The sequence below is a fragment of the Neisseria sp. S1 genome, assembly GCF_048060015.1.
Classification (GTDB): Bacteria; Pseudomonadota; Gammaproteobacteria; order Burkholderiales; family Neisseriaceae; genus Neisseria; species Neisseria arctica.
The window spans coordinates 26,322-39,928 of the sequence record NZ_JBLUPI010000007.1; the positions used below are offsets into that span (position 1 = coordinate 26,322).

The following is a 13,607-nucleotide window of genomic DNA, read 5'->3' on the forward strand; positions in this document are numbered from 1 at the left end:
AGCATAATAGATATGTTTACCGCTTGGCTATCAGTTGCAGAATTTGCTGATATCCGCGTCATAACGCTGTATGAGCTGATCGCGGTTGTTGCTGCGGGCACTCTCCGCAAACTGGCGGTTCATGCGGGCTGTTTTACAGTTGGCTTCGCGTTGCTGACGGTTTTCTTCTTCGATTTTTTTATTTTGCTCTTCGATTTGCCGGTTATGTTGCGCCACTTGGTTGCTGAGTTGTTGTTGCTGTTCGGCCAAGGATTCTCCGCTTGCCGGTTGTGCTGCGGGAGCGGCAGGCGGCGGGGTGACGGTTTGGGTACGCACGTTCAGACGGCTGGCATGAGAAGGTTTGAGATTGCGTGGTACGTCTGAGTAACTTGTGCTGCCGTTGGCATTTTTCCAGCTGAATACTTCTGATGCGTATAAGCTGCTGCTTGCGAACAATACGCCTAGGGCGAGAATTTTGGCGGTTTTGATAAGTTGCATAGTCGGTTATTCCCCTAAATTGTGGTTTTCATAGCCCTGCTATTGTACTGTGTAATCAGCGGGATGTCATGGGTGGGAAAGGGCGGAAATTTGGCTAAATTTTCGTAAAACGGCCTGACAGAAAGGGTGTAAATTTGCTACAATGCCGTGCATCTTGCACAAACTGAAAGTCTGAAAGCATCATGCGTATCGTAGAAAAAGCCTATACCTTTGACGATGTTTTGTTGGTTCCCGCACATTCCCAAGTGCTCCCACGAGACGTTAGCCTCAAAACCCCGCTCACTCGAGCCATTTCTTTGAATGTTCCCTTACTTTCCGCCGCGATGGACACGGTAACCGAAGCTAGGTTAGCCATTTCTATGGCACAGGAGGGCGGTATCGGTATTATCCATAAAAATATGAGTATTGAACGCCAAGCCAATGCCGTGGCGAAAGTTAAGCGTCACGAAAGCGGTGTGGTGAAAGAGCCCGTAACAATTTCACCCGATATGCCGGTTGGTGAGTTGATGGAAATGCAGGCGAAACGCAAGCGCAAGATGTCGGGGTTGCCGGTAGTGGAAAACGGTAAAGTGGTCGGTTTGGTAACCAACCGTGATTTACGTTTTGAAAAGCGTTTGGATCAGCCTGTATCTGCGATTATGACACCGCGCGAACGCTTGGTAACTGTACCTGAAGGTACGTGTGTCGATGAAGCGCGCGATGTGATGCACGAGCACAAAGTAGAACGTGTTTTGGTGGTTAATGATAATTGGGAGTTGAAAGGCCTGATTACTGTAAAAGATATTTTGAAAAATACCGAGTTTCCTAATGCGAATAAGGATAGCGACGGTCGTTTGCGTGTCGGCGCAGCCGTGGGGGTTGGTGCGGATACGGACGAGCGCGTAAAGGCTTTGGTTGAGGCAGGTGTCGATGTATTGGTAGTGGATACTGCCCATGGCCATAGCCAAGGCGTATTAAACCGTGTTAAATGGGTTAAGGAAAATTTCCCTCAGGTACAGGTCATCGGCGGCAATATTGCTACGGCTCAGGCTGCGCGTGACTTGGTGGCCGCAGGCGCAGATGCGGTTAAGGTGGGTATTGGCCCCGGCTCGATTTGTACAACCCGTATCGTGGCCGGCGTGGGGGTGCCCCAACTGACTGCTATCCATAATGTAGCCGAAGCGTTGAAAGGTACGGGTATTCCTCTGATTGCGGATGGCGGTATCCGTTTTTCAGGTGATATTGCCAAGGCATTGGCTGCCGGCGCGCATTGCGTGATGCTGGGCGGTATGTTTGCCGGTACGGAGGAGGCCCCGGGAGAAATCGAGCTTTATCAAGGCCGTTCTTATAAATCTTACCGTGGTATGGGGTCTTTGGGGGCAATGAGTCAAGGTTCTTCAGACCGTTATTTCCAAGATAAAGAAGATAATGCCGATAAATATGTACCGGAAGGTATTGAGGGACGGGTGCCGTATAAAGGCCCGATTGTGCAGATTATCCACCAGCTGATGGGTGGTTTGCGCTCGAGTATGGGCTATTTGGGATGTGCGACTATTTCGGAAATGCATGAGCGTGCGGAGTTTGTGGAAATTACTTCGGCAGGTATGAGTGAATCACATGTGCACGATGTGCAAATTACCAAAGAAGCACCAAACTATCATATTCGTTAGGCATTAAACAGGGGGTTGTCTCAAGCAGGCAACCCTTTGCTGTATTTGTAGGACGGTAATGTTTCAGCAGTTTGATTATTGATAGGGTTGGATTACGGTTGGTTCGCCGTTTGGTACGTTATTTATACTGTAGGCAGCCTGCCGTTTTGCATCATTTTATGGTGCCTAACTCGATTTAAGAGATTTTTGGGGAAATACTCGTTTGATACCGTCTGAATCAGTATAATCCCGTTCGGTAATGTTTTTTCAGACGGCATGGTTCGGATAATATTTTATTATCTAGATTCGTACTGTTATTTTTTATTTTCAGGAGACTTTGCATGAGCGCAATTGTTGATATTTTCGCCCGCGAAATTTTGGATTCACGCGGCAACCCGACTGTTGAATGTGATGTGTTGCTCGAATCGGGCGTGATGGGACGTGCCGCAGTACCTTCAGGTGCATCTACCGGTCAAAAAGAAGCTTTGGAGTTGCGTGATGGTGATAAAAGCCGTTACTTGGGTAAGGGCGTGTTGCAGGCTGTTGAAAATGTAAACAATGAAATCGCTCAGGCTTTGATCGGCTTGGATGCGAGTGAGCAATCTTATATCGATCAAGTTATGTTGGATTTGGATGGTACCGATAACAAAGGACGCTTAGGTGCGAATGCTACTTTGGCCGTATCTATGGCTGTGGCGCGCGCTGCGGCTGAAGATGCAGGTTTGCCATTATACCGTTACTTGGGCGGTGCAGGCCCTATGGCTATGCCTGTACCTATGATGAATGTTATTAACGGCGGTGCACATGCCAATAATAGCTTGGATATCCAAGAATTTATGATTATGCCGGTAGGCGCCTCCAGTTTCCGTGAAGCATTACGGTGCGGTGCGGAAGTATTTCATGCTCTGAAAAAATTGTGCGACAGTAAAGGTTTTCCCACAACGGTCGGGGATGAAGGTGGCTTTGCTCCGAATCTGAGCAGCCATGAAGAAGCATTGAAGCTGATGCAAGAAGCAGTAACTGCTGCCGGTTATATTCCGGGCGAGGATGTGTTATTTGCTCTGGATTGTGCTTCGAGCGAGTTCTATAAAGACGGTAAATACCATTTAAGCGCTGAAGGCTTGGCTTTGAGCAGCGAAGAGTTCGCCAATTATCTGGCCAAGCTGGTTGACGAGTATCCGATTGTGTCTATTGAAGACGGCATGGATGAAAACGACTGGGAAGGTTGGAAGCTGTTAACCGATAAGTTGGGTGCTAAAGTACAGTTGGTTGGTGATGATTTATTTGTGACCAATCCGAAAATTTTGGCCAAAGGCATTGAGGCTGGTGTAGGTAACGCTTTGTTAGTAAAAGTAAACCAGATCGGTACTTTGAGTGAAACCTTAAAAGCAGTAGAGTTGGCTAAACGCAACCGTTATACCAGCGTATTGAGCCATCGTTCGGGTGAAACCGAAGATAGCACTATTGCGGATTTGGCCGTAGCAACCAATTGTATGCAAATTAAAACCGGCTCGTTAAGCCGCTCTGACCGTATGGCAAAATATAACCAATTGTTGCGTATTGAAGAGGAGTTGGGCGAAGCCGCATACTACCCGGGTAAAACCGCTTTTTATCAACTGGGTAAGTAAGGTTTGATACATGAAGTGGGTAACAGTGGTTTTAATTGCAGCGTTGGGTGGCTTTCAGTATAACCTTTGGTTATCGAAGGGTGGCTGGCGCGATATGTGGAGCTTGCAAAACCAAGTGGTTGAGCAAGAGACCAAAAACCATGCGCTTACCTTGCGCAATGCCGCACTGGATGCAGAGGTAACCGATTTGTCGGAAGGCCGTGATGCTATTGCGGAAATTGCCCGTGTAGATTTGGGTTATATCCAAAACGGTGAAGTTTTTTACCGATTAGTGAAGAAGCCTTAAAGCTTTTTAGTAGTATGAAAATGCCGTCTGAAAATATTTTCAGACGGCATTTTCATTACATATTTATAAATAATATTAATGATGTTTTTATTGCGGAAGATAAGGGGCTAAGGTGTGGCGTAGTATCTCGTAGTCGGATACTTCAGTAATATTGGCTTCACCTATGCGATTTAAACCAATAAACCTCATAATGCCGCCACTAACTTTTTTATCATGTTGCATGTGTTGTATCCAGCGTTCAAAAGGAAACTGGGGCGGAGCTGTTGGTAAGCCGGCTTTTTCAAGTAAAGTAGCAACGCATGCAATATCTTGGTCGCTGATTGAGCCTGTTTGGCTGGATAGTCGGCAGGCCAAAACTAAGCCGGCAGCTACGGCTTCTCCATGTAGCCAGTTGCCATATCCCATTTCTGCTTCGATAGCATGACCGAAAGTATGGCCAAGGTTTAGCCAAGCACGAATACCTTGCTCGGTTTCATCTTGCCGTACGATGTCTGCTTTCATTTTGCAGCAGTGATAAACGGCTTCTGCTAACGTATCAGGATTCTTTTGCGTTAAATCAGTAATGTGTTGTTCTAGCCATTTTAGAAAATCCGCATCACCGAGAAGGCCGTATTTAATGACCTCTGCCAAGCCGGCAGATAGTTCGCGAGAGGAAAGGCTGGATAAGGTGTCCAAGTCAGCGAGTACGGCTTGAGGTTGATAAAATGCACCAATCATATTCTTGCCTAGAGGATGATTGATGGCTGTTTTTCCTCCTACCGAGGAATCAACTTGGCTAAGTAGGGTTGTCGGGATTTGAATAAATGGAACGCCACGTTGAAAGGTAGCTGCAGCAAAGCCGACCATGTCTCCAATTACTCCGCCTCCCAAGGCAATTAATGTGGTTTTTCGGTCGGCGTGATTCTCTAGAAGGCCGTCAAAAATAAGATTTAATGTTTGCCAATTTTTGTGCGCTTCTCCATCAGGTAGAATAATCGCGAAATGTGGAATACCGATATTATTTAATGCCGTCTGAAGCTGATTCAAATATAGTGGTGCTACGGTTTCATTGGTGATGATGGCCGCTTTACCCGTAAGATGACATTTTAATATATCCTCATTGCCCAGTAGTTTTGAACCTATATAAATAGGATAAAAATGGGAGGGTGCGTGTACGGTTAAAGTGCGCATAAGTTATTTTTTCTCACGTATGGCTGAAAGTAGCTGCTCAATGGTTTTTTGGCAGTGATTGCGGTTAGCATCCAGTATGATATGGGCAGTTTCCCGGTATAGGGGATCTCTGGCAGAATACAGTTCTTGTAGTTTACTTAGAGGATCAGGAACATTTAATAATGGACGGTTACTATCACAGCGTGTACGCTCCAGTAAAATTTTCGGCAGTGCATGGAGGTAAATAACCGTACCGCGTTGACGTAAATGACGGCGGTTTTCTTCTCTCAGTACGGCACCTCCGCCTGTAGCAAGTACTATGGGATTCTGTTGGGATAGTTCGTCAATAATAGTACTTTCCCTGTTGCGGAAACCTTCCTCTCCTTCCAGCTCAAAAATAGTTGGAATAGAAACCCCGGTACGCTCACATATCACATGATCGCTATCGTAAAACGGACGCTCTAACAATCTTGCGATTTGTCTACCGATAGTGGTTTTGCCGGCCCCCATTAAGCCGATTAAAAATAAATTGCCTGCTATGTTTTTCATAGCAGGCATTTTAAATGAAAACTTCTAAGAAGTGTTCAATTTCTTAACACTTTAAAATTTTCATCTGAATCAAATTAATAGCGCAGAGTGCTGCCGATATTATCCATAATACGCGGGGTAATAAAGATCAATAATTCGCGGCGTTTTTCATTACGTGATCGAGATTTGAAGAGGTTGCCGACAACCGGAATATCTCCTAACAACGGTACTTTATTCACAATATTGCGGTTTTCTTCTTCGTAAATACCACCGACGATTAATGTGCCTCCGTCTTCAACCATTGCATTGGTTTGCAGGTTTTTAGTGCTGATACATTTGGTTGTCAGGCTGTTGATCACACAATCTTGGGGCGTATCTTTATTGATTTTAATGGTCATAATAATTTGCCCGTCTGGTGTGATGTTGGGGGTTACAGTCAGTCCCAATACAGCTTTTTTGAAGGTAATCGAAGTGGCTCCGCTAGAAGTAGCTTCTTCATAAGGAATTTCAGTACCTGATTCGATAACGGCTTCTTTACGATCTTGGGTTAAGACGCGAGGGTTGGAAATAATTTTGCCTCGATTTTGTTCTTGCATGGCAGTCAACTCCAAGCCCAGTGCACCTGAACCGATTGCGCGCACTAAGGCGATGCTGGAAGAGGCTGCTGCTGCGGGTAGGTTAATATTGGGGCTTAGGGTGAAAGGTGTCAGGGTAGGTAATACACGTGGTGTATATCCCCCGTTTTTGGCATCATTAATTGCTGCTGCATAATTGGTTTCATTGGCATTAAATCTGGCGGCATCATTGGCAATTTGAGCGTTGGTGTTGGTGATCGCATTACCAAAATTAGAGCCCCAGCTATTACGTGAGTTGGCGCCGGCAAAGCCGAATTTGACACCAATATCGCGTGAAAAACCATCATCTGCTTCAACAATACGAGCCTCTACCATCACTTGACGGGCAGGTACATCCAGCTCTTCAATCAATTTTTGGAATTTTTGAATCACAATACGGTTGTCGGTGATAATCAGGGTGTTGGTGGACGGATCTATCAGAGCACTACCACGTGAGCTAAGCAACGTATTGCGGTTTTTGTCCGTATTGTTATTGTTCAAATCATCTAAGCGTAGAATTTTGCGGAATTCTTCTACATTTTTATACTTGAGTTGGAACGTTTGTGAAAATAGCGGGCCAAGCTCTTCAATTTCTTTCTGTGCTTGCAAGGTGGCTTTATCTTTGGCCAGCAATTCGTCGCGCGGCGCAATGTTGATGATATTGCCTTGGCGGCGCATATCTAGATTGCGTGCTTGCATGACTAAATCTAAAGCTTGATCCCAAGGTACATCTTTAAGGCTCAGTGTCATTTTGCCGTTTACACTATCACTGGCAACAATATTGGTACCGGATTCTTTAGCTAAGATTTGTAAAATAGTACGAACCTCAACATCTTGGAAATCCAGTGAAATACGGCGTCCGGTAAAGTTGCGTTTCGGGGCACTGCCCAAGCCTTGAGAAGCGACATCAGTTTTGGGGGAAATTTCAAAACTAAAACGACCGTTGCCCTGCTGTGTACGGATATCCCAGCTACCTTGGTTACGGATAATAACTTGGGTCGAATTACCGATACGTTTCATAGTTACGTTTCGGACGGGGGTGTTGAAGTCAGAGACATCCAAACTACGCTGAGCTTGAGTCGGCAGAGGGTAGTTTTTCAATGTAATGATGACGCGGTCGCTTTGTTGTTTAATATCCGGTTGGCTGCTGAAAGAAGGAGCTGTTAGTTCGATAATACCGCTGTTTCGGTTACCGCGTCGGAAATCAATGTTTGCAGAAACCTGAGTTTGCTTGTTGCTGGAAGTAGCAACAGCTGCAGATTGTGAATTGCTTGATACTATGGTGCTGGTAATATTGTTATTATAAGTAGGTGCAGTTGTTTTATCAGCTGCTTCGCTGACATAGACCCATACCTCGTTACCTTTAATTTCGGTATTGTATTGGCCTGCATTATTTAGACCGAGAAGGATACGCGCCCTATCATTGTTTTGGGCAGCTGTGATTTGATTTAATAAAGGATCGGCATATTCTAATACGGATTGGGGTAATTGAATGCCGGTGCTGGGAAAGTCTAAGGCAATACGCGCCGGAGTAGTCGTAATAAAACCGCTTGGTGATACTACATCGCGGTCAAATTTGATTTTGATGATTTTCTGATTGTCCGGCAAAGTTGAAACATTGATGTCTGTAATATTCCCTGCCCAAGCAGCCTGTAGAGTCAAAGCGAGGCTGAAAGCAGAAAGCATTTTGATTTTATTGAATTTCATTATCTTGTTACCCCTTTAATTATTTGTTTGGTTGGCGTTGTTGTCCGAAGTGCTGCTGAGAGGTAGCTCGGCATTACGAAAGGTCCAGTTGCCGTAAGTATCTTCTACAACTTCCACAATTGTGATTTTGTCTTCACGAATAGATTGAATTTTACCGAAATTTTGCCCGATATAGTTACCAGGGCGAACCGTATAAACATGACCATCTGCCTCAACAAAACCTGATGTACTGCCGTTCTTAGTCAGTCTGCCGACATAACGGAGGTTTTCTAGACTGAAAGCTTCCAATACTTCTTTGGGTCTGTTTGTGTTAGGCGCATTGGTTCCTTGATTGGTTGCGTTTAAACGTTTGCTATCAAAAGCATTTAGTCCCGTATAAGTAGGAGGATTATAGGGTTGTGGCGGATTAACAGTCGGTGCTTCAAAAGGTCGGATGCTTGCTTTGGCTTGTTTTTGGGTATCTTCCATCCATTGATGTAAATCTTCATGCTTAGGAGAACAAGCAGTCAATATAATGAAGCAAGGGAGTAAAAGTTTAATTTTCATTTGGTACCCCGTTAGTTTTTATTGGTTTCGCTAGCGGCAGCCTCTAATTCTGCGGCAACTTCTTCAGCAGGGCGGGCTTTATAGGTATTGGCCGTGGCACTCAGAGTCAGTTGATTTGATTTGTCATCAGATTTCAGTTGTAATGATTCAAGCGTAATGATGCGCGAAAGTTGGCCTACATCACGTGTGAATTGGCTAATCTGATTATAACGTCCGCTGATGCTGATATCGTATGGCAGTATCTGGATAGGGCCGTCGTTGATTGGTGCTTTGGGGCTTACGCTGTCCATTCTCATGCCATTTGAAGCTCCCGCTTGATGAAGTTCTTGGATCAAATTCGGAATTTCTGCATCCGTGGGTAATTGTCTCAACAGCACATCAAAAGCGGAGCGCAAAGATGCAAGCTCTTTTTTCAGATTATCGAGGCTCGCTGTTTGGATACTTTTTTCGTTATAGGTGCTTTTTAGCTCAGTTTCTTTTGTTGCAGCTGCTTCCAGTGCATCGAGTTGCGAGCGGAAAAGCAAGCTATAGCCAAGTATTAAAATACCCGCTATAACAATAATGGCAAGCAGTAGTTTTGCGGGGCCTCCGAGTTGGTGGAGATTTTTGATGTCTAGGTCTTTATTCATTTTAGTCATAATTATTTCACCTCGGCTGCGACGGTTGTGTTATTCGGAGCAGGTGTAGCCGTGCGTTGGTTTAGCAAGACTTTTAAGGTGAATTCTTGTGCATTATTTTCTTTTTTGATGCTCAACAGTTCAGGCTGCATGAATACCCCTGTGCTTGGAATCGAACGCATAAACATGGCGATTTTATTGTCGCTTGTTGCTTTACCACTGATGGTATAGGTATCTGCAGACTCTGCTTGTATATTGGTTAGGTAAGCACCTTCCGGAAGAAGAACATTTAAAGTATCAATAATAGATGCTGCTTGGAAACGCTTTTCTTGTAGTTCTTCAACTTTTTGCTTACGTGTAAGAAAGTTTTGTTTCTCTTGCTCAAGCTGTTTGATTTCCACAAGTTTTTGATCTAGCTTTTCTATCTCTGATGAAAGAAATTGGTTACGGTCTTCTTGTCGGCTAATTGCTTGGTTTAAGCCTACATAAGCTAAAGCAGATAGGCATAGACCTATTACTGCTGCCGTCAGCATCATAATTTTAAATTGTTGTTTCTTTTTTTGTTCAATCTCTTCACGATAAGGAAGAAGGTTGATTTTAATGAGTTCGATCATGTTTATAACCCCCTAAGTGCCAAACCGAAGGCAATAGTCAATAATGGTGCGTCTCGTTGTAATTGTGGTAAGTCTATATGGTTGCTATGGTTTGTATACAATACTGGGTGAATACATTCGGTAGCCGTATTTGTTTGGGTAAAGACGGTTTCCGGCAAACCATTTTGTTGTGCAGGCAGACCCGTAAGTAGGATATGCTTCACGCTGGAGAATTGATCGCTAGGCTGAGTTGTGTAATAAAATTGTAAGACCCGTTGGATTTCTTGCGCCACTTGTATATTAAAACGGTCGGCAACTTGGCTTTGGTAATCGGAGGGCTTTGATGTGGAAAGCAGAATTTGATCTGCTTTTTCTTCGGTAACTTGGTATGTGCGTTGAATGAGCTGATTCAGCTGTTCTGCGCTTACAGAAGTTTCTTGTTTGTAGAGTATTTTGCCTTTTTCTACAATCAATGCGTACATTTGTGTTGCGTGAATGCCAATCAATGCAATTTTTTCATCTGCCATTTCAGGAGCATGTTGGTTGATCCAGAACGAAAAGGCGTTTGATTGCGCGAAAAGATCAACATCCATAAATGATAGGGGCATGCCGGCATTTTCAAACATTTCGATACGCGGCTCTACATCATCTTTACGAACCGCAGCCAGCAGGATTTGCTCCGATGCAGCACTTGAGTCTACAACTTGATAATCGTAGTTCATTTCTTCAATGGGAGCGGTTTGAGAGACTTCAAACTCTACAAAGCCTTCAATATCTGTTTCTGCGTTTTGGGCGTTGTATGTTAAGTTTTCAATTGTGGAGAGATTCTGTGGTAATGCAGCAACAATATTTTTGCTGTTGGCATGCAATTGGGTATATGCGTGTTGCAAATACGTGGTTAGCTGTTCGTAGTCTTGAATTCTACTGCCTTTGATAATATTTTTAGGCAATTTGGCAATAACATATTTTTCCAACTGAATTTGGTTTAAACTACGGCTGGAAACTTGAACCAAGGTGATTGCATTTTGTGTGATATCTACGCCTATAGCAGAACGGGCGGATAACGAATTTAATGCCTTATTATTTGTATTTTTTACACTTTTTTTGAAACGCATCATGTAACTTTCTTGCTCTGAGTAAGTAAATGGTGTTTGGCGTTAACTGTAATGTTTCTTTCTTAAACGGGTTCTGTTTAGGCTGCCCATTTTGAAATATTTGGTTATTTTACTTTATTTAATGCTTTTGATGGCAAAATTTATATTTGGTTATGGTTAAAAAGATTATAACAACTCTAGTTGGTTTAATATTCGGATTGGCTTTATTTGGAGTAGGCCTTTTGGCGATTGCAATTTTGGTTACATATCCCAAATTACCTTCGTTGGATACATTGCAGCACTACCAGCCCAAAATGCCTTTAACGATTTATTCTTCAGACGGCAAGGTCATCGGCATGTACGGCGAGGAGCGCCGCTCGTTTACAAAAATAGCTGATTTTCCTGACAACCTGAAAAATGCTGTAATTGCGGCAGAGGATCAGAGGTTTTATCAGCACTGGGGAGTAGACGTAATTGGTGTTGCGCGTGCCATATTAGGTAATTTGAGCTCCGGTTCAGTACAATCGGGGGCTAGTACGATTACCCAGCAGGTTGCTAAAAACTTTTACTTAACCAATGAGCGTACGTTTACGCGTAAATTTAACGAAGCTTTATTGGCTTATAAAATCGAACAGTCTTTAACTAAAGATCAGATCTTAGAGCTGTACTTTAATCAAATTTATCTTGGCCAGCGTGCCTACGGTTTTGCGGCAGCCGCTCAAATTTATTTCAATAAGCCGGTAGACAAACTGACTTTGGCTGAGGCATCTATTTTGGCCGGCCTGCCCAAGGCTCCTTCTGCATTTAATCCTATTGTAAACCCCCAACGGGCTAAAGTACGTCAGCAATACATTCTGAATAATATGGTGGAACTGAAAATGATCAGTCCGCAAGAGCGTGATCAGGCTTTAGCTGAAAAATTGCATTATGAACGGTTTGTACAGCGGGTAGATCAAAGCGCACTGTATGTGGCTGAAATGGCAAGGCAAGAGCTTTACGAAAAATATGGTGAAGATGCCTATACCCAAGGCTTTAAAGTTTACACTACGGTAAGTACCGAACATCAAAAAGTAGCCACATCCGCTTTACGTAAGGCATTACGCAATTTTGACCGAGGCAGCCGCTATCGCGGAGCAGAGCATTATCTGGATTTAAGCAAAGAAGAAAATCCGGAAGATGCCGTTAGCCAATATTTGTCTTCTCTTTATACTGTCGACGGCTTTGTGCCCGCAGTAGTGACGGCAGCCAGCAAACAGTTGGTGACGGTTCAGATGCCTGATGGAGAAGAAGTAAAATTAGGTAGTGCAAATTTGGGCTTTGCTGCGCGGGCTGTCAATAATAAATCCATGGGAGACGCTCAAATACGCAAAGGAGCGGTTATCAGATTGCAAAACCGTAATAATCGCTGGTATGTAGCCCAAGAGCCTTTGTTGCAAGGGGCGCTGGTTGCTTTGGACAGTAAAACCGGTGCGGTTCGCGCTTTGGTGGGCGGTTATGATTTTCACAGTAAAACATTCAACCGTGCTACACAGGCACAGCGCCAGCCGGGATCGTCATTCAAACCTTTCGTTTATTCTGCAGCATTGGCAAAAGGTATGACTGCCTCAACGGTCATTAATGATGCACCAATCTCTTTGCCGGGGCGTGGGCCGAACGGTTCTACTTGGAATCCTAAGAATTCAGATGGACGTTATGCGGGTTATATTACCTTGCGCCAAGCTTTGACCGCTTCTAAAAATATGGTTTCCATCCGTATTCTGATGTCGGTTGGTGTGAATTATGCACAGCAATATATTCAGCGTTTTGGCTTCAAGCCGTCTGAAATACCGGCCAGCTTGTCTATGGCTTTGGGAACAGGTGAAACTACCCCATTGAAAATGGCGGAAGCTTATGCAGTATTTGCTAACGGCGGTTATAAGGTTTCTTCTTACGTTATTGACAAAATATATGATAGCCAGGGACGGTTGCGCGCCCAAATGCAGCCTTTAGTTGCAAAAGAAAATGCCCCTCAGGCTATTGATCCCCGCAATGCATATATCATGTACCGTATGATGCAAGATGTTGTCCGTTATGGTACGGCCACCCGAGCTAATGCTTTGGGCCGAAGTGATATTGCAGGTAAAACCGGTACGACCAATGATAATAAAGATGCTTGGTTTGTCGGATTTAATCCGGATATCGTTACGGCGGTTTATATCGGTTACGACAAGCCCCAGAGTATGGGACGTGCGGGTTATGGCGGTACTATAGCGGTACCGGTGTGGGTGGATTACATGCGTTTTGCGCTGAAAGGCGTTCCTGCAAAAGGAATGACGCCGCCTGAAGGTTTGGTTAACCGTGGTGGGGAATACTATTTGCGCGAGCAGCAAAGCACCAATCCGAATCTGCCTCTCGATAATCGAGCCAGCAGACCGGTGGCGAGCGAAGAGCGTGATTCAAGTATCGCCGCCGAACAATCGCCGGGTAAATCCGAGCAAAACGGAGGGGCGCCGTCTGCTGCTCCTTCGCAAGGAGGAGAGGGTTCGTTACCTTCTCAGCCCACACCGGCTCAAGGCGGAGGACATGGCCAATTGGATTCCTTATTCTAAGGAGACTCCGATAAGCAAAATATAATCTTAAACAGCCGAAACGGTTTGCCCGTTTCGGCTGTTTTCTTATCGGATTGATAAAGAAGATAATAATCAAAAAATGCCGTCTGAAAAATTAAAATTCAGACGGCACGGATTATGATGGTTATATG

At 44.4% G+C, this 13,607-nt stretch carries 12 protein-coding genes; 4 read left to right on the forward strand and 8 right to left on the reverse strand.

The window, feature by feature from the left end; translation table 11 throughout:
• Positions 1 to 30 precede the first annotated feature (30 nt).
• On the reverse strand, positions 31 to 477 hold the full coding sequence (locus tag ACEPPX_RS06625; protein WP_416623421.1) for a DUF4124 domain-containing protein: 447 nt from the start codon (positions 475 to 477) through the stop codon (positions 31 to 33).
• A 182-nt stretch (positions 478 to 659) separates the two neighbouring features.
• On the opposite strand from ACEPPX_RS06625, the gene guaB reads away from it, so the two are divergent.
• From guaB to ftsB, 3 genes are all read left to right on the forward strand, one after another.
• Positions 660 to 2,126: an IMP dehydrogenase gene (gene guaB, locus ACEPPX_RS06630; protein WP_416623422.1), complete on the forward strand. Its 1,467-nt coding sequence runs from the start codon at positions 660 to 662 to the stop codon at positions 2,124 to 2,126.
• 320 nt (positions 2,127 to 2,446) lie between these two features.
• Positions 2,447 to 3,733, forward strand: a complete 1,287-nt coding sequence (gene eno / locus ACEPPX_RS06635; protein ID WP_047760732.1) for a phosphopyruvate hydratase — start codon at positions 2,447 to 2,449, stop codon at positions 3,731 to 3,733.
• Between the two features lie 10 nt (positions 3,734 to 3,743).
• Complete coding sequence (gene ftsB, locus ACEPPX_RS06640; RefSeq protein ID WP_416623423.1) at positions 3,744 to 4,019, forward strand: cell division protein FtsB; 276 nt, start codon at positions 3,744 to 3,746, stop codon at positions 4,017 to 4,019.
• Positions 4,020 to 4,106: 87 nt separating this feature from the next.
• Here the strand turns inward: ftsB and aroB are convergent, their stop codons facing one another.
• The 7 genes from aroB to pilM form a co-directional block, all read right to left on the reverse strand.
• The gene (aroB, locus tag ACEPPX_RS06645; protein ID WP_416623424.1) at positions 4,107 to 5,189 is read right to left on the reverse strand and encodes a 3-dehydroquinate synthase; all 1,083 of its coding nucleotides are present in this window, start codon (positions 5,187 to 5,189) and stop codon (positions 4,107 to 4,109) included.
• 3 nt (positions 5,190 to 5,192) lie between these two features.
• On the reverse strand, positions 5,193 to 5,726 hold the full coding sequence (locus ACEPPX_RS06650) for a shikimate kinase (RefSeq protein ID WP_416623425.1): 534 nt from the start codon (positions 5,724 to 5,726) through the stop codon (positions 5,193 to 5,195).
• A gap of 65 nt (positions 5,727 to 5,791) precedes the next feature.
• Positions 5,792 to 8,017, reverse strand: coding sequence for a type IV pilus secretin PilQ (gene pilQ / locus ACEPPX_RS06655; RefSeq protein ID WP_416623426.1), 2,226 nt, complete (start codon positions 8,015 to 8,017; stop codon positions 5,792 to 5,794).
• A 15-nt stretch (positions 8,018 to 8,032) separates the two neighbouring features.
• Positions 8,033 to 8,563 (reverse strand): pilus assembly protein PilP, encoded by a 531-nt coding sequence (locus ACEPPX_RS06660; RefSeq protein ID WP_416623427.1) that lies wholly within the window; start codon positions 8,561 to 8,563, stop codon positions 8,033 to 8,035.
• An 11-nt stretch (positions 8,564 to 8,574) separates the two neighbouring features.
• Positions 8,575 to 9,204: a type 4a pilus biogenesis protein PilO gene (locus ACEPPX_RS06665; RefSeq protein ID WP_416623511.1), complete on the reverse strand. Its 630-nt coding sequence runs from the start codon at positions 9,202 to 9,204 to the stop codon at positions 8,575 to 8,577.
• On the reverse strand, positions 9,204 to 9,794 hold the full coding sequence (locus ACEPPX_RS06670) for a PilN domain-containing protein (RefSeq protein ID WP_047760725.1): 591 nt from the start codon (positions 9,792 to 9,794) through the stop codon (positions 9,204 to 9,206). The genes ACEPPX_RS06665 and ACEPPX_RS06670 overlap by 1 nt, the downstream gene beginning before the upstream one ends.
• Positions 9,795 to 9,796: 2 nt before the next feature.
• Positions 9,797 to 10,888: a type IV pilus assembly protein PilM gene (pilM, locus tag ACEPPX_RS06675; protein ID WP_047760781.1), complete on the reverse strand. Its 1,092-nt coding sequence runs from the start codon at positions 10,886 to 10,888 to the stop codon at positions 9,797 to 9,799.
• A gap of 152 nt (positions 10,889 to 11,040) precedes the next feature.
• Here pilM and ACEPPX_RS06680 point away from each other — a divergent pair, with 152 nt between their 5' ends.
• Complete coding sequence (locus tag ACEPPX_RS06680; RefSeq protein WP_416623428.1) at positions 11,041 to 13,455, forward strand: penicillin-binding protein 1A; 2,415 nt, start codon at positions 11,041 to 11,043, stop codon at positions 13,453 to 13,455.
• Positions 13,456 to 13,607: the final 152 nt, after the last annotated feature.